This is a genomic window from Larkinella harenae (assembly GCF_054780515.1).
The window spans coordinates 1218212-1236127 of the sequence record NZ_BAAGWE010000002.1 but is presented as its reverse complement, the minus strand read 5'-3'; the positions used below and the strand labels follow the sequence as shown (position 1 = coordinate 1236127).

Here is a 17916-nt window from a genome sequence, read left to right as displayed (position 1 = left end):
TGTCGGCTATAGGAAGTTTTACAACCCCTCGATCCAGCGCAGCACCCAGTCCGGTTTAAAAAAAAGCAGGAGTACGGGAGCGGTCAGAACCGTGGCCAGAATAAGCTGGGGATTGCTGAGATTTTTGTCTGGGTAGTTGACGGCGGGGGCCGGACGGAAATACAGCAGGAAAGGAATCCGGAGGTAGTAAAAGAGGGAAATAACGGCGTTTAACAAGCCGATGGCAAAGAGCGCCAGTAACCAGGGATTTCCGTTGGTCTGGTGCGCTTCGAGCAGGGCCGAGAATGCCAGAAGTTTGGCCGTAAAACCTACCGTCGGCGGTAACCCCGTCAGAGCAATCATAACGGCGGTGATGGCGGCTGCCAGGAAAGGCTGGCTAGTACCTAAACCGCTGAAATCGCTGAGCGTGAGTGTATCATTGCGTTGGTGCGACAGGAGGTCGATGAGCAGGAAGGCTGCCATGTTGATGAACACATACGTGGCCACGTAAAAAGTTGCGGCCTCAAAGCCCGTTTCGTTGAAGGACACAACGCCTACCAGCAGAAAACCGGCGTGGGCAATCGATGAGTAGGCCAGCAGCCGTTTGGCGTTGGTCTGCCAAAGTGCCGACAGATTACCAAGTGTAATACTGGCTATTGCAATAACCGCCAGTGGAGTCTGAAAATCAGACGGTAAAACCGTGAGTACGCGCATCAAAACGAGTAAGGCTGCGGCTTTGGGCGCTACGGAAAAAAAGGCAACAACGGGTGTGGGGGCGGCTTCGTAGGCATCGGGTGTCCAGATGTGAAAAGGCACCAGTGATAACTTAAACAGGATTCCGGCCAGGGTCAGAAAGCCCGCTACGTAGAGAACAAACGAATCGTTTCGGGTTAGTTGCTCAAAGGAGTCGGAGAGGGAAAGTGTACCCACCAAACCATAGAGAAGTGACATCCCGTAGAGCATGATGGCCGAACTAACCGCCCCAAAAAGAAGGTATTTGAGGCCGCCTTCGGATGCTTTACGGTCCGTCGAGAGGGCCGTCAGCAGGTACGAGCTGATTGACACCAGTTCAATGCTCAGGTAAATGGTCAGCAAGTTGACCGACATCGTCATTAGGTAAAGGCCCAGCAGGAGCCCAAGCAAAATGGGAAGCCAGTCGAGGGGCAACCCGTCTTGTGAACGATTGACCAGCCAGGCATGTAGCACGGCAAGAAAGGCCGCCAACGTTGCAATGAGCTTATAAAAGACGGCCTGGTTGTCCAGCAAGAGCATGGCGTTGAAAAGAAATCCCTTTTCCTGCGTCCATTGCCCGATCACGAAAAGGCCTGTACCCAGAATGGCCAGCAGGGAGAGACCGTATTGAATCGAACGGTTTTTGGCCAAAGCGGCCGGGTCGACATCGGAAAGCGCCGTGCGTTGTAGCGGCCCTGATCGGGGCCGGAACAGTAAATCCGATATAACAATTAGAAAGATGGCTAAAACCAGTGCAATCTCCGGCCAGAAGCCGGATATACTCGTTATGCTATCAGTTAGTTGATCAATGAGCTGCAAAGCAAAAACGGATAGGCGTATTTTGATGGCGGTAAAGGTACAAAAAAAGCGTACTGGTTTTTGGATTGCTTCGTTATCTTGTACAATTGTAAGTCATATGACTGACTAGTAGACGCTTTAAACAATAACTTCTAATGAAAGCGATTTTTATCTTGAATCTTCTCGTTTTGGGGCTGATGACCTGTGCCCGTGCTCAGGGTGTGTTTTTGACGGATGTCAATGGTCAGATTATCCGGGCCAACAAGTACGTCGATGTGCAGGGATCTCCTTACTTAAATGAAGCGTGGAAGGAGGGAACGGTAACGGCGGCCAACAGCAAATCGTACCCGAATTTAAAAGTGCGCTACGATGTGTACGCCGGTGAACTGGAGTATATGCAAAACAACCAACCTTATCGCCTGAGCCCGGCCGCGATGAAGGAGTTTCGGATTGTCGACAACGGCGAGATGATATTCCGGAACGGTTTTGCTGCGGTCAACAATAACACGCCGACAACCTTTTATCAAGTGTTGGTGGATGGTCCCACCAAGCTATTAAAACAGATGAAAATCAATATAATGGAAAATAAACCGTTTAATTCGGCAACGGTTACGAAAGAATTTCAAAAACAGGACTATTACTTTATTGCTAAAGCGGACGGTAGCCTGCAACGAATTCAGAAAAATAAGAAATCGGTGCTGGCTGCTTTGGCCGATCAAAAGGATCGGGTGGAGAAACTCATCAAGGAGCAGGATTTAAATCTGAGCAACGAAGCGAGCCTGATTACGCTGCTGGAAGGCTATAATGCGAAATGAGCATCGGGGAATCGGTACGACCTGATTCCCCGATGGCCGCTTATCAAACTAGTATACCTGTTTGGTCCGCTCTTCATAGCCCCGGAGCTGCACAGGTTGTTTCTTCTTCCGCAGGCGCATATTCAGAAACTCCACTAGTAGCGAGAAGGCAATGGCAAAATAAAGATAACCTTTGGGAACGGCCCCAATTTCGGTTTCGAAGATCACAATTTCGGCGAGATGGGCCCCTTCGGCGATGAGCATAAAGCCAATCATAATGAGAAATGCCAGCCCCAGGATCTGAATACTGGGGTGCTCATTGACAAATTTGCCCACCGGCCCGGCAAAGAACATCATAATCAGGACCGACAGCACCACCGCAATAATCATCACGGTTATGTTCTGCGTCAACCCGACGGCGGTTAGAATAGAGTCGATGGAGAAAACGATATTGATGATGGCGATTTGTGTCACTACGCCCATCAGCGTTGCTTTCCCGGTCGTCGAAGCCGTGTCTTCCGGCCCCCCTTCCAGTTTGTGGTGAATTTCCGACGTTGCCTTGTATAGCAGAAATAGCCCTCCAATAATCAGAATAATACTTTGCCCGGTAAAAGCCGCATCGAACCAATCACTTTCGTAATGCATGAACGGCTTGCTGAGTGAAATCAGGATGGAAATGCCAAATAGAAGCAATACGCGAAAAATCATGGCCAGAATCAAGCCCATGTTGCGGGCCCGGGGCTGTTCGGACAAAGGAAGTTTATTGGCTGCGATGGAGATAAAAATAATGTTGTCGATTCCCAGAACGATTTCCAGGAAGGTCAATGTAAGCAAACTGATCAGGCTTTCAGCGGAAAACAGGTGTGCCATTCTGCGTGTGATAATTGGAGTTGAATGGGTCGAATTTATCTGCTTTGCGGCAGGTCAACGTAAAATTTTATCAGAATGAACTACAGCATGGACAAAAGGTTTGCAGACCAGTTGATTGGCTTGAAAACCCTTCCGGGCAAAAGGCAAAATTTTTCCTGAATGATTTTACTCATGTTAGGTAGAAACAAACGGGTAGCTATTAAATTATGACGAGTCGCAATTAGCAAATAGGAGCCGGGCTGTTTGGCGCTGGATAAGAAAAGGTACTCCGTTCCGGGTCTTTGATAACGTGCTGACAATACGATGCTTGTGTTTTGCGTCGCTCATTTTCTCATTCTCCGGCAGGTTAAAGAAAACGGCCATTTCTTCGTTGTAAAGAAAATAAATATTTGTATGCTCAAAAAGAAATTGTAAATTATTTTTGCTGCCACATAATAAGTTTAGTGTTATCAGTTTGTTTGATACGGCCTATTTATAGTAGATTTGCTGTTGTTAAATTAAAGTTTTTAGTTAATGGTGCGCGTGGGAGGCATTATAGTCCGAGTTTTTTTGTACATTTTACATATGCGTAGAGGTGCTATATACGTTCCATAAAAGGCATTGAAACTATGAAAAAAAAGTAAAAATACTCAGTTATACTGCTTGTCGTTACTACCTCCTCTTTTGATCATTCCAGAATGACGGTGAATAAGTGCTAACTTGCTACGGCTTTTTGGCGAATCTCGTAAATTGGTAGCGAAAAGCCGTCGTAAGCAACGAATACGAGTGCCCATATATATCTAGTCCTATTGTTTGCTTTATGAAGTCATCGAACATGTATACTTATCCTACGTATCCTCAGGGGGAAATTAATCCTTCCGATACGAAAGGAGCGTTGCGGGACTACCTTAAATATTGGAAATGGTTTTTGATATCGCTGATCGCGATGATTGTGGCCGGCTTTGTTTATATCTGGTTTACGGAACCCATCTACCAGGTTCAGGCCAGCCTACTGGTGAAAGACGAGCCAAAGGGCACTGCAGATAATGGCGTCCTGAAAGAGCTGAATTTGTACAGCCCGAGTAAAGTAGTCGAAAATGAGATCGAAATTCTGAAGTCGAACACCTTGATGAAAAAGGTGGTCGATTCGCTCGATCTGACGGTTCGCTACTTCCGTAGCACCCCTTTTGGCAAGCGGGAAATTTACGAAGAGTCGCCAATCCGGATTGTGCTGAATGAACCGACGCCCAATTTGTACCGGGCTGATCTGGAAATTGGCATTATCAGCCCAACAACAATTCGGTTGAACGATTGGGTGTATCCGGCCAATCAGCTGATCAACACGCCCTTTGGACGGTTGCAGGTTTTTATCAAGCAGCCGGTGGTCTACTCAAACGAACCCCTGGTGGTACAGGTGATGACCGAAGCACAGGCCATTCGCTATTATCTGAGCCAGCTTACCGTAGAACCGAGCAGCAAGGCGTCGACGGTTTTGGTGATGACCATTGAGGATGCCGTTCCTTCAAAAGGCGAAGCTATTCTGAATCAGATTATTGCCAATTACAATTCAGCCGCCACCGATGCGAAAAACCGCCAGGTTACGAGCGCCCTGAATGGTATCCGGTCACGTTTGAAACTGGTGTCTGGCGAACTGGCCGCGCTGGAAAAAAGCATCGAGGAGTACAAAACCACCAACCGGATTTCGGGGGTTGGCGCGTGGGCGCAGACACTGCTGAACAAGCTGCAATCCAACGATGCACAACTCAACCAGGTAGCCATCCAGCTCAGCACGCTGGTTGATGTGGAAAAATACGTTCGTGCCCAGCCCGGAAACCGGGGGGCAGTACCGGCGATCACACGGTTTGACGATCCGGCTCTGACGACGCTCATCACTAAATTGGCGGATCTGGATCAGCAACGGACTCAACTGCTCCGCTCTTCGTCGGACTCAGCTCCCATGCTCCGTTCTATCGACGATCAGATTGCGGCCATCAGAGGGGGTATTGCGCAGGCCGTTGCTACGCAGCGTAGTGTTTTGATCCGGTCGCGCAACCAATTGCTGGCAACGAATAAGCAGTATGAGGCTCAGGTTCGGGCGGTACCGGCCCGGGAGCGTGAATTGGTGAACATTACGCGTCAGCAGGCCATCAAAAACAATCTGTATACCTATTTATTACAAAAGCAGGAAGAGACTACGCTCTCGTACGCTTCGGTGGATACCAATAGCCAGGTCATTGATACAGCCAGCGGAAGTCCGGAGCCGGTGAAACCCATTAAGCTGCTGATCTTGTCGGTATTTGGAATAATTGGTTTGCTGATTCCGATCCTGGTGATCCGGGTGCGGAAGTTCTTTAACGAACGCGTTTCCAGCCGGGCCGAAATCAATGAAGCAACCGCTACGCCCGTTATTGGGGAGATTGCTTACGTGCGGCACGAATTCCCGATTATCGTCAATGGCAGAAAACGCTCGGTAGCGGCTGAACAAATCCGGGCGCTGCGCACCAATCTGCAGTTCATGCGCGACAAACCCGAAGATACGCAGGTGTTGCTGTTTACCTCTAGCCTGAGTGGCGAAGGAAAATCGTTTTTGTCACTCAACACGGCGGTGAGTATCGCTCTGGTTGGTCGGCCTACGGTTATTGTTGATATGGACCTGCGCCGGCCCAAGCTGCACAAAGCCCTTAATATGCTTAATTTCCGGGGCAGTAGCAGTTACCTGAAAAACGAGGCAAACCTGGATGATGTATTGCAGCAGGTGCCCGGTTTTGATAACCTTTTTATTATTTCCTGCGGCCCGATTCCGCTCAATCCATCGGAATTACTCAGCGGCCCCCGCCTGGGTGAGATGGTTGAAGAACTGCGGGCCCGCTTCGATAATATTATCATTGACGCACCACCGATCGGGTTGGTGACCGATGCGCAACTGGTGGGGGCGTATTCCGATGTGACGATTTATGCGGTTCGGCATAATATTACGAATCGGGCTCACCTCAAATTTGTCGATCAACTATACCGGGACAAACGCTTTCCCAACTTGAACATCGTCCTGAATTCCGTCAAAAACCGGTTTTCGTACGATTACCGGTACTACTACTACCGGAGTTCAAAGAACGACAAGCCAAATCTATTGCGAAAGTATTTGCTCCATTGACGTAACCGCTATTCGCCGTTTGAACTAGTCGGTCCGGCTATAAACAATAGCCTGTATGACCGGTGACGACGCGCTGGACGTTGAGCGGATCGTTTTAGAATAAATAGGGTCATTGTTCCTCGGTATGTATCGCAGCAAAAAGGATATTTCGGTTCGCGCCGATAGGGACAAGTGATAGCAGAGCAGGGGCGCACCGGTGGGCGATTTAGAAGCATGGAAAAGATGAATACCGTTTCTCAACCAACATTCTGGCCGGAGCGTCTACTCGTTTACGGTTTGATTGCGGTATCGGGAATAGAATACTTTTACCATAACCAGGAGTATGTCATCGTGCTGTTGCTGGCGGCCTGTCTAGTCGCTATCGTTCGAAAAACCCGCTTTACATTCGGCCCGCTGGTGATTATTCTGGTGGTTTTCTTACTGCAACTGCTTCAGGCCATCCAGTTTAATAATTTTGTGCCGGCATCGTTGCTACCCCTCCTCACCCGGCTAGCCGTTGTTTACCTGATCACGCATATCTGCGGTTTAAACACCATTAAGTGGTTCGTCGAAATTATTTTCTACTCCGCTGTAATCAGCCTGCCAATTTATTTCTTGACGTATATTCCGGAGGCAGAACGGTTTTTGGTTCAGAACGTCGCCCAAGTCTATTTCAAGCCTTTGTTTTCAATCGGAGAGGGACTCGCCAGTCCAACGATACTGGTGTATACGTTTAATCCGTTTGCCGTCGATCAGCTGGGCGGTTTCCTGCTTAATCGAAATTGCGGGCCTTTCTGGGGGCCAGATACTTTTGCTGCGCTGATCAATCTGGCACTGGTTTTTAACATCATCCGGAAAAAAACAATGATTAACAAGCGAAACGCCTGGCTGGCTGTGGTGCAGATCACCACCTTCTCAACCGTCGGCAGCGTAACATTGCTCCTTATTTGTTTGGGGTATTTGCTGACCGAGCAGGTGACGGCCAGGCGGATCCGGCAAACGAGTTTGCTGGCCGTACTTTTTGCTGCGTTGCTGGTTGTTGTGCAGATGAACCGGGCAGGAATGCCCCTGCAGGAAAGCATCAGCCTTACACAGCCCGACGAAAATCCCCGTTTGAACAGCGCATACCTCGATCTGAGCATGTTGTTAAAAAGTCCACTGGTTGGTGTCGGGCAAGCAGGGCGTAATCAGGCCCCATTCATTCAGGGAAATAACGGCATTATTGCTTTGCTGGTCACGTATGGTATTCCGGCTGCGTTGCTGTATCTAGCCATGCTTTTCTTATTTTTCTGGTTCTATTGCCAATTTTACGGTTTTGCCACACTGTTTGCGGTTTTTGCTTTTTTATCCGTGTTATTGTCCGGTTTTTCGCAGACTATTTTCGATCGCCCGGTTTTGCTGGCGTTGCTTTTTCTGGCCGATCGGTTGACCGGTACGTTTTCGGAGAAGAACATCAGACGGCCGCGGGTTCGCCTGAGCCGCAGCAAAGTATAGCCAGAATTACTGAAGGTTTATTACGTACGAATACGCTGTCCTAACTAGAAATGATGACGATGCCTTTGAAGTTCACGGCAATGACCGATTATCAGCGATGCACTCGCTGTGTGTTCGACACAACCGTAGGAGATATTTGGTTCGATGAGAAGGGCGTCTGTAAATATTGTTACATTCACGATGAAATGGAGCGGCTTCATCCTTTGAAGGACAAGGAAGAAAGTTTGCGCAAGATTTTCAAAAAAATAAAACAAGAGGGCCGAAACAAAGCCCATGATTGTGTGATAGGTGTCAGTGGAGGCCGGGATAGCATCTATACGCTCTATCTGGCGCGTAAGATGGGGTTGCGTCCCCTGGCCGTTTACTTCGATAATGGCTGGAATACCGAAATCGCGATTTCAAACATCCGGAAAGCAACGGAGCTGTTGCGGGTAGACTTGCGCACGGTCGTGGCTGATCCCGAAGAATTTAAGGATTTGCAGCGCGCGTTTCTGAAAGCATCGGTATCCGACGCTGATATTCCCACGGTTTATGCCGTCCAGTCGGCATTGTATGAAACAGCCGCCGAGAAAAATATTGGCTATATTCTGCACGGGCACTCGTTCCGGACCGAAGGCACTTCCCCCATCAGCTGGACTTACATGGACGGGCGCTACATCCGGGATGTCCACCGGCGGTTTGGTAGCGGCAGGATTAAAAGCTTTAAAATAATGAGCCTGTCGTATCTGCTCTATTGTGTTTTTGTAAAAAGAATCAAAGAGGTTCGGTTGCCGGAATACATTGAATATGACAAGAAGAGCGTAGATAAAGTGCTGATCCACGATTTAGATTGGGAGTATTACGGTGGATATCACCATAAAAATCTGTATACCAAATTCTTCCAATCGTTTTTGTTGCCCAATAAATTCAATATTGACAAGCGAAAAACGGAATTGTCAGCGCTGGTTCGTTCGGGACAAGTAAGCCGGGAGGAGGCTATAGCGGAGCTGGCTGCGGGTTCGTACCAGTACGACCGGTCGGTGGTAACGTACGCTATTTCGAAATTGGGCTGGACACTGGAAGAATGGGAAAACCTGTACTACCGGCCTCCCCGATCACACAAGGATTTCAAGACTTATTTGCCATTGATCCGGTTCCTGCGTTTGCCGATCTGGCTGGCTTGCCAATTGCGTATTTTACCGCACATTCTTTACCTGAAATACGCCAGTTAGCAGCGTCTTAATTTTCGGTTGACTTGAGCGCTCGGAAGACTTCCGCGATGCGACGGCGGGCCACTTGCAAAACCGTCCCATTGGTTAGTGTAATTTCGACCTGATACGTCGAAAGTCGTTGCATACGGGTAATATGAATCGGGTTGACGAGGGCACCCCGGCTGATGCGAATAAATCCAGGAAGAAGTTTTTGCCACCGAACCAGCGTTCTGGCAGTCATCAGGTTAGGAGCATTGTGCCGGTGCAATAGACTGTAATTACTATTTCCCTCCAGCCAAATAAGGTCGGAGAGTACCAGGGGAACTTTATAGCCTCTTATTTGTAAAGACCCAGTTTTTTGGTGCATTAGGAGGCAATCATCAGTTGTTGGGTAACGTTTTGTAAAAACAAGCGAACGCGGGCGGGTTCCGTTGTCAATTCACACTGTTCGGCTTGTAAAAAATCATCCAAGAGGGGCTTCGCGGTTGCGGTGGCAATGGCCTGAACCCGACCACTCTGGCGAGCCCATAAGCTGTAGCCGTAAACCGCATTAGGACACTCGGCCAGTACGGCAAAACCGTAGGGCGTAAAATTATTTGAAGGCTGATGCCAGAGGATAAACCACCGAGCCTGCGCCATGATCTGTGACACAGAAAGCCGTTGCTGCTCCCATGCCCGAACATGGTTTTGAATGGTTGTAATAGGAATGTTGGCAGTTTCATAACCAGGAGAGGGAAGGATCCGGTTAGAAGGTACTGCAACTTCGGTTTGAATTTGGTGGCGTTGAGTAAACCAGAAAGACATTTTCAGGGGAGCTAACTCACTCGTACAAAGCCACCTTATGCGTCCCGGAAGACCAACCAGATGAATAATAACTCGTGAGGAATTAACGTACAGCTATATTCATCCAATTTCAATGCCATTTTATGGGCCAAATAGTTCTATTGATGAATTTTTCTTAAAAAACGGGGAATTGGTTACCAATTCGCTGAAATCGGTTACCGAATAATCACTCTGACGGTTTCAGCAAAAAAATAGAACCTTTGGCACAGTAATTGTCCAGTGGGCTGCTCCGAAAAGAAAAGGGCGTTTGGGAAGCGCTTTAGCCGGGTGCTGACTTGAAACGCTTGGTGTCATTGGCTGTAGGAGTGACGGTATTTGCGCTCAATTGCTTGTTTATGAGTAAATTTCGTGTGTGCAAGCAGACGGACTGCTTTGTGAAGAGCGGTAGCATTTTAAGGAATTATAAATTACATTTATAAGCTCGTTGGATAAGTGAGCTTACTTAAACTAAACTCGATGATCCACCGTTTTCTCTTCTGGTTTTCTGTTCTGCTGAGTAGCTTTTCGAGTCTACAAACTGCCACTGCGCAACCCTGTATTTTCAACGCCAGTGCTTCGGCGCGGCCGGGCGAAGCGGTGAATGTGCAGGGGCATTTTAGCGCCAATGCGAAAATCTACTGCTCGAAAGGTGATGCGGGGGCCTCAACGGTGTTGCCCATCCTGGTGCAGAGCGCCAACCATGCCACGGTTCAGCTGCCAGGTCAACTGGGTTTGGATGTGTACCGGGTGTGGGTGGAGGATCAGGGTCAAAAAAGCCCGGTGGTGTTTATCAATCAGGCGCAGGGGCTGCATTTCGATTCGCCGGAGGTGAGTGCGGGGGGCTCGGTTCGCATCTTTGGCCGGAACCTGCTGCTGCCTGGGGCCACTCCCCGTGTAAGGCTAATGACCCAGGGTTCTGAAGCGGTTCACGAAGCAGAAATCGACCTTGCCAAAAGTGATGCTTACAAATTGAGTATTAAAGTGCCAGCAACGCTGCAACCGGGCGTTGCTTATTCAGTGCTTCTGACCAACGGTTTTGGTGGCTCCTTGGGCGAGAGTCGTATGGCGCTAACGCTGGCGGCCATTGCGCCCGGTACCGACTACTTTCAGCTGGGGGTGGGCTGGGGCGTCAAGCTGGACTTTTACCGCAATGTCTACAACGTCAAAACCGATACCCGGCTGCGGGTGAAGGCCGTCGGCGACGGAGTGGCCAATGACCAGCCTGCTATTCAGGAGGCCATTGAACGGGTTTTTGCCGATGGCGGGGGAGTTGTGTACCTGCCCGCCGGTACCTATAAATTATTGCATTCAAACTTTGAGTACCTGCGGTTGCGAAACCGGGTAGTGCTTCAAGGAGCCGGAAAAGACCAGACCAAAATCCAGTACGGTTACGAACCGACGGTTTCTCACCTGGGTCTTTACTGGCCCGAAGGAGTTCGCCAGACGGGGCTGGCCGATTTGTCGCTGCTCAATATTGACGAAACCGGCAGCCGCCAGCTCAACAACAGCCGAGGGCAGGGCACCGAACTGTTTTTGCAGCGGGTGCGCTTGGGGCTCAACCGCAGTGACTGGCTGTGGCTGGCCAACAGCGACAAGCTGGTCATTGCCAACTCCGAGATCAATCAGGGAGTTGATAGCGAGTTTGGGTATCGGGGACCCTTGCAGCTTAACGGGTGTCGCAATTTGGTGCTGCGTGACAATGTCGTCAACTATGCCGTTGATGGACTGAATCTCAATGATACCCACGAAAGCGTTTTCGAGAACAACCGGGTGAACCGGGACGGTTCGGCGCGCTACCCCACCAACACCATTCACCATGTGTTGATCGTCAACTTTGCCCGCAACCTGGCCGTGCTCAACAACGAGTTTCGGGTCGTCAACGGACCCGCCCAGAACAGCAACGACGGAGAAACGATCATTAGTGAAGGGGGCGGGACGGATCGAATCGATGAGGAAACCGGGACGGTGAGTGCCGCCACCGCGACGACCTTGCAGGATGCGCCCAGGGCTTGGCAGGGCTTCCGCCGTCAGCCGGTGGTGGCCATTGTGAGTGGGAAGGGCATGGGGCAATGGCGTCGGGTGGTGCGTCAGCAGGGCAACACCCTGGAGGTGGATCGGGCGTGGGAGGTGGAGCCGGGCGTGGGCAGTCACTATGCGGTTTTCAACTGGGGTGCCGAGAATTGGCTGGTGCAGGGCAACCGCATGGAGGGCAACCGGCGGGGCATCACGTTGTACCACACGGCCAGCACTCAGGTGGCGATTGTGAGCAACACGCTGGTCAACAGTGGCTCGATTGATCTGACACCGATTCAGCAGCAGTACAATGGCCGTCAGCAGTTTATTCCCATGTACAACAACCAGATCCTCAATAACTCGGTGTCGAATACCGATAATTCGAACGGTGTGTTCATCGGAGTTCATTCGGTGCAGCACCGTCAGGAGCGGACGTTTGGGACGGCGGTGATCGGCTTGGAGGTTCGAGGCAACACGGTTCGGGGGGGCACGCCGAACGTGCCTGCGGTGGTGGATGCGAATTTCCCGGAGGGCTACCTGAACTATTTAGAATACCACCCGACCAGAAATTACCGCAACGAGCAGATTCCGGTGATATTGGGCAGCATTTTCGAAAACAACACCGCCATCAACTGTGACAACGGGCTTTATCTGAACACGGGTTCCTACAACACCCTGGTGTGCAATATGCGTTTGGACAATACACCCAATGCCGTAAAAGATGACCGATTGGAGCAGGTGAACCATGCCTCCGTAGCAACGTCTTCGTGCCTCGACGAGGGCAGCGGGCAGTCGCAGGTTGTGGTAAAAATCTACCCCAATCCGGTTAGTACGGAATTGCATGTTCTGTTGTCGGCAGCTGGGGCGCGCCTTAAGGTTTTTTCAATCATTGGGGCTTTGTTGCTGGATACACGCACCGCTGCAAACGAAGCTCGTCTGGATCTGCAACGGTTACCCATTGGGCCTTACCTTCTGCGAGTCGAATCCGATCTGGGAGAGGTGGTTAGCGAGTGTTTTATTAAATTTTGAGCGCTTACTATCGTTGACCGGTCCAAAAACGTAGTCCCCGTTTTATGAGTTATTGGGAAAAAGAACCGCTTGTATTGGTGGCTTCAGCCGCCCTGGGCCAACGCTGGTCGGATCAAACTTGCCAGTTGTATATGGCGCAAATTCCCGACACGTTGCACACCCGGTTGAATGCTTACCGGAACTGGGAAGATAAGCAGCGTTCCGTAGTTGGGCGCTTACTGCTAGGCCATGTCTTACGTCGGTACGGTTTTTCGAAGGAAACACTGCACCATGTCAAAGCGGGACGGTACGGAAAACCGTACATTGAACACGATTTTTATTTCAATATTGCTCATTCGGCGCATCAGATTGTGTGTGTAGGGAGCCGGACAATCGAAGTCGGGATTGACATTGAGTACCGGAAACAGGTTGATTTTGCCGATTTTGAATCCGTTATGTCATCTGTACAATGGCGTCAGATCAACAGCTCGGCGGACCCACTAGCCGAATTCTGGCGTTTCTGGACTGTCAAAGAGGCCATTGCCAAGGCCGATGGCCGGGGTATAGGATTGCCACTTGACCAAATCACAATTGATGCGACCGTGGCCCAGCTCGATCAGCGCCGTTGGTATGTTACCGAATTAACCCGTTGGAAAGGCTACTCTGGCTTTATGGCTGGCAGCCAGTTGGTGGGTAGGGACGACATTCGCTTTGAAGAGCTCCGGTTTGACGATTCATTCTCCTGCCCGTAACGGATTTTAGCTTTGATGCGGTTTTTACATCCTTCTACCGCTTTCATTTTCATCTTCTCGTTATTCTTAAAACCGTTCGGTACCATCGGTTGATGCGCTGGCATCCCAAAGTTTAGTTCTTGCCGGGTCATTCTCCTCCCAATTCACAGTAAGATTGTCTGCCGGTGGCATGAGCGGTTTTACAATTCTTAAAAACTAACATTTTCATGAGTTGGCACAGATTTAGCAGATGGCTAGTTACGCCAGAGCGATCAATTGGTGCTGATCGAATGTCGCTTGCGAGATGGTTCTGTCCGGTTTACTGAAATAAGTCATTGTATTATAGCCGGTTTTATGATCCATCGTTTACTTTTTGCTGTACTTCTTCTGGTAGGTATGCAGCATACCGCTATTGCTCAGGTTCGTATTTTCAACGCCAGTGCTTCGGTGCGGCCGGGCGAAGCGGTGAATGTGCAGGGGCATTTTAGCGCCAATGCGAAAATCTACTGCTCGAAAGGTGATGCGGGGGCCTCAACGGTGTTGCCCATCCTGGTGCAGAGCGCCAACCACGCCACGGTTCAGCTGCCGGGTCAACTGAGTTTGGATGTGTACCGGGTGTGGGTGGAGGATCAGGGCCAAAAAAGCCCAGTGGTGTTTATCAATCAGGCGCAGGGGCTGCATTTCGATTCGCCGGAGGTGAGTGCGGGGGGCTCGGTTCGCATCTTTGGCCGGAACCTGCTGCTGCCTGGGGCCACTCCCCGTGTAAGGCTGGTTGCTCAAGGCTCCAATACCGTTCACCAGGCGCAGGTTAATGTAAATCAGAGTGATGCGTACAAAATAAGCCTGACCCTACCTACGACTCTCCAGCCGGGGACAGTTTATCAGGTTTGGATATCCAACGGTTTTGGTGGCTCCCTGGGCGAGAGTCGTATGGCGCTAACGCTGGCGGCCATTGCGCCCGGTACCGACTACTTTCAGCTGGGCGTGGGCTGGGGTGCCAAGCTGGACTTTTACCGCAATGTCTACAACGTCAAAACCGATACCCGGCTGCGGGTGAAGGCCGTCGGCGACGGAGTGGCCAATGACCAGCCTGCTATTCAGGAGGCCATTGACCGAGCGGCTGCCGCCGGGGGTGGCATTGTGTATCTACCCGCCGGAAATTATAAGATGCTTTACCATTATTTTGAGTACCTGCGGTTGCGAAACCGGGTGGTGCTGCAGGGGGCCGGAAAAGACCAGACCAAAATCCAGTACGGTTACGAACCGACGGTTTCTCACCTGGGTCTTTACTGGCCCGAAGGAGTTCGCCAGACGGGGCTGGCCGATTTGTCGCTGCTCAATATTGACGAAACCGGCAGTAGCCAGCTCAACAACAGCCGGGGGCAGGGCACCGAACTGTTTTTGCAGCGGGTGCGCTTGGGGCTCAACCGCAGTGACTGGCTGTGGCTGGCCAACAGCGACAAGCTGGTCATTGCCAACTCCGAGATCAATCAGGGAGTTGATAGCGAGTTTGGGTATCGGGGACCCTTGCAGCTTAACGGGTGTCGCAATTTGGTGCTGCGTGACAATGTCGTCAACTATGCCGTTGATGGACTGAATCTCAATGATACCCACGAAAGCGTTTTCGAGAACAACCGGGTGAACCGGGACGGTTCGGCGCGCTACCCCACCAACACCATTCACCATGTGTTGATCGTCAACTTTGCCCGCAACCTGGCCGTGCTCAACAACGAGTTTCGGGTCGTCAACGGACCCGCCCAGAACAGCAACGATGGAGAAACGATCATTAGTGAAGGGGGCGGGACGGATCGGATCGATGAGGAAACCGGGACGGTGAGTGCCGCCACCGCGACGACCTTGCAGGATGCGCCCAGGGCTTGGCAGGGCTTCCGCCGTCAGCCGGTGGTGGCCATTGTGAGTGGGAAGGGCATGGGGCAATGGCGTCGGGTGGTGCGTCAGCAGGGTAACACCCTGGAGGTGGATCGGGCGTGGGAGGTGGAGCCGGGCGTGGGCAGTCACTATGCGGTTTTCAACTGGGGGGCCGAGAATTGGCTGGTGCAGGGCAACCGCATGGAGGGCAACCGGCGGGGCATCACGTTGTACCACACGGCCAGCACTCAGGTGGCGATTGTGAGCAACACGCTGGTCAACAGTGGCTCGATTGATCTGACACCGATTCAGCAGCAGTACAATGGCCGTCAGCAGTTTATTCCCATGTACAACAACCAGATCCTCAATAACTCGGTGTCGAATACCGATGGCCGCAATGGCGTTTTTATTGGGGTTCATCCCGTCCAGCACGTGCAGGAGCGGACGTTTGGGACGGCGGTGATCGGGTTAGAGGTTCGAGGCAACACGGTTCGGGGGGGAACGCCGAACGTACCTGCGGTGGTGGATGCGGATTTCCCGGAGGGGTACCTAAATTACCTGGAATACCATCAGATGAAGTTTTACCAGGATGAACAGATTCCGGCAGTGCTGGGCAGCATCTTCGAAAACAATACCGCCATCAACTGTGACAACGGGCTGTATCTGAACACGGGTTCCTACAACACCCTGGTGTGTAATATGCGTTTGGAAAAGACCCCCAATGCTGTAAAAGAAGCGTACCTGGAGCGAGTCAATCACGCTTCCGTTGCCACATCGCTGTGTAACGTGGCGGCCCCCGCCAACAAGCCACCTCAGCCTCCGGCTCCGCCTGTTCTGCTTGCTCCCCTGGCGGCTCAGGTGGGCATGCCTTTTTCGGGGACATTGGTGGCATTTACCGATCCGGAAGGAGGGGTACTAACCTATAAAGTGAGTGAATTACCGGCGGGTCTAAGCTGGACGACTGCTGGTCAGGGCGTTTCGGTGCCCGGGCCTGTCCTTAAAGGGACACCGACCAAGGCAGGAACATTTGTGATAACGTATTCCGCTACGGACAACCAAGGGGCAACTGGCAGCGTCAACTTTACAATAACGGTCAGCGCAGCGCCATCAGCTCCCGTTCCACCCGCTGTAAATGGTAATTTTGAAGGGTTTCTGGATAAGTTGGAGTGCGGGAGTATCCGAGGCTGGGTGTGGGATCGAAACAAGCCCAATACCCCGTTCACCGTTGAGTTTTACCTGGAAACCGGATCTCCTGCCACGGTTACGGTTTTAGGCCGTGCAGAAGCAAACATCTATCGGCAGGATTTAAAGGATGCACAAAAGGGCAATGGCATCCACGCTTACAATTTTGCGGCTCCATCCAGTTTAAAAAATGGGACAATGGTGCGTGCACGCGTGTTGGGAAGTGCATACGTTCTGATGGGGTCTCCGAAAGCTTATCAGTGTGCAAAGGCTCGCCAGGCAGCCCAAGACGACTTAAAATTTGACGTAATTGTGCTAGGTAATCCTATCGTTAATGATGTGGTAGAAATTGAAATTAGAGGGGCAGAGGGGCAACCCGTGTGGATTCAGTTAATCGATGCTCAAGGCCGTATGCTTGCCGAGCAATCCGTTCAGCAAGCTGGTTCGGCAGAACAGCTGCGGTTGTCGGTCAATAAACGGCCAACTGGAATGTTATGGCTTCGCGTGAACACGGATACACAATTCAAAACGGTGAAAGTGATGGCTGCGAAGTGATTGGGGTGTCACCCAGGCGTAGAGTGGTAAATTAGTTGTTACCAGACATAAGGAATAAGTGACAGTTTTGCCGGACCAGGCTACTCTTTACCCTAATAAGTTGATGCTCAAATTTCTTGGCTGTTTTTAGATTAAGGAGGCCATGAATTGTCCGGCAGGGGAGCTCCTGGCTATCCGTCGCACCAGTCCTTATTCTGTCGCCCACTTCCCCAGATGACCCGCCCCCGCAGGCAGAACCCAAACAGGCCCGAATCGCTATTGTCAACATTTAAGGGTTTTGTCTGGCAAAAGTTTTGCCACCATATAATAAAATAACCCTGAAACCAGCCTTTTAAACCTCTACTGTTTTGTGTCTGTTAAATGTGAAGTTAACAGACAAGAAATAGATTTATAATGTTTTTTTGTACAAAAAAACAAAAACATAACGTAAGCTGTATATAGTGCCTTGATTAGTACAATTGTTAGAAATTATATTCTCCTGAAAACTTGGGCGGGCCGTTGGATTACTATAATAAAAAGTAGATTCTGCATTAAATAGCTACCAATTTCGGTTTTTTTTTGAACAGTTGTCTGATAATGCCGTTGTAATGATTACTTACCAGGTTTGCAGAATTAAATTCTATTTTTGATTACCCCAGTAAGTATTATTTTTGCCCTGTAGTCACGTTGTTTTGGCCCTTTTTTTATAGTTAATATCTCAACTTGATATAAAATGAAGTCCATTTTGACAACGTAGTTCTTTTGTTTATATAGAATAATTTTACTTTTTT

At 50.4% G+C, this 17916-nt stretch carries 11 protein-coding genes; 7 read left to right on the top strand and 4 right to left on the bottom strand.

What is annotated here, in order from left to right; translation table 11 throughout:
- Positions 1 to 18 precede the first annotated feature (18 nt).
- Entirely contained in the window at positions 19 to 1530 is a 1512-nt protein-coding gene (locus ACYVH9_RS16110) for an NADH-quinone oxidoreductase subunit N (RefSeq protein WP_460637393.1), read from the bottom strand.
- A gap of 134 nt (positions 1531 to 1664) precedes the next feature.
- Between ACYVH9_RS16110 and ACYVH9_RS16105 the strand changes: the two genes are divergently transcribed.
- The gene (locus tag ACYVH9_RS16105) at positions 1665 to 2324 is read left to right on the top strand and encodes a hypothetical protein (protein WP_460637392.1); all 660 of its coding nucleotides are present in this window, start codon (positions 1665 to 1667) and stop codon (positions 2322 to 2324) included.
- 48 nt (positions 2325 to 2372) lie between these two features.
- Here ACYVH9_RS16105 and ACYVH9_RS16100 read toward each other — a convergent pair whose 3' ends face one another.
- Positions 2373 to 3173, bottom strand: a complete 801-nt coding sequence (locus tag ACYVH9_RS16100; protein WP_460637391.1) for a TerC family protein — start codon at positions 3171 to 3173, stop codon at positions 2373 to 2375.
- A gap of 799 nt (positions 3174 to 3972) precedes the next feature.
- Here ACYVH9_RS16100 and ACYVH9_RS16095 point away from each other — a divergent pair.
- The 3 genes from ACYVH9_RS16095 (at position 3973) to ACYVH9_RS16085 (ending at position 8987) form a co-directional block, all read left to right on the top strand.
- The gene (locus ACYVH9_RS16095; RefSeq protein WP_460637390.1) at positions 3973 to 6303 is read left to right on the top strand and encodes a GumC family protein; all 2331 of its coding nucleotides are present in this window, start codon (positions 3973 to 3975) and stop codon (positions 6301 to 6303) included.
- 213 nt (positions 6304 to 6516) lie between these two features.
- A complete protein-coding gene (locus ACYVH9_RS16090; protein WP_460637389.1) occupies positions 6517 to 7776 on the top strand; it encodes a hypothetical protein in 1260 nt (419 codons plus the stop codon).
- A gap of 59 nt (positions 7777 to 7835) precedes the next feature.
- Positions 7836 to 8987, top strand: coding sequence for an N-acetyl sugar amidotransferase (locus ACYVH9_RS16085; protein ID WP_460637388.1), 1152 nt, complete (start codon positions 7836 to 7838; stop codon positions 8985 to 8987).
- Between the two features lie 7 nt (positions 8988 to 8994).
- Here ACYVH9_RS16085 and ACYVH9_RS16080 read toward each other — a convergent pair whose 3' ends face one another.
- Both ACYVH9_RS16080 and ACYVH9_RS16075 read right to left on the bottom strand, forming a co-directional pair.
- Entirely contained in the window at positions 8995 to 9333 is a 339-nt protein-coding gene (locus ACYVH9_RS16080; protein WP_460637387.1) for a LytTR family DNA-binding domain-containing protein, read from the bottom strand.
- Positions 9333 to 9617: a hypothetical protein gene (locus tag ACYVH9_RS16075; protein WP_460637386.1), complete on the bottom strand. Its 285-nt coding sequence runs from the start codon at positions 9615 to 9617 to the stop codon at positions 9333 to 9335. Before ACYVH9_RS16075 ends, ACYVH9_RS16080 begins: the two co-directional genes overlap by 1 nt.
- Before the next feature lie 648 nt (positions 9618 to 10265).
- On the opposite strand from ACYVH9_RS16075, the gene ACYVH9_RS16070 reads away from it, so the two are divergent.
- From ACYVH9_RS16070 to ACYVH9_RS16060, 3 genes are all read left to right on the top strand, one after another.
- Positions 10266 to 12830 (top strand): glycosyl hydrolase family 28-related protein, encoded by a 2565-nt coding sequence (locus ACYVH9_RS16070; RefSeq protein ID WP_460637385.1) that lies wholly within the window; start codon positions 10266 to 10268, stop codon positions 12828 to 12830.
- 44 nt (positions 12831 to 12874) lie between these two features.
- Positions 12875 to 13561, top strand: coding sequence for a 4'-phosphopantetheinyl transferase family protein (locus ACYVH9_RS16065; RefSeq protein ID WP_460637384.1), 687 nt, complete (start codon positions 12875 to 12877; stop codon positions 13559 to 13561).
- Between the two features lie 375 nt (positions 13562 to 13936).
- Positions 13937 to 17146 carry a putative Ig domain-containing protein gene (locus tag ACYVH9_RS16060; protein ID WP_460637383.1) on the top strand — a complete coding sequence of 1070 codons (3210 nt, stop codon included), beginning with the start codon at positions 13937 to 13939 and terminating at the stop codon, positions 17144 to 17146.
- Positions 17147 to 17916 lie beyond the last annotated feature (770 nt).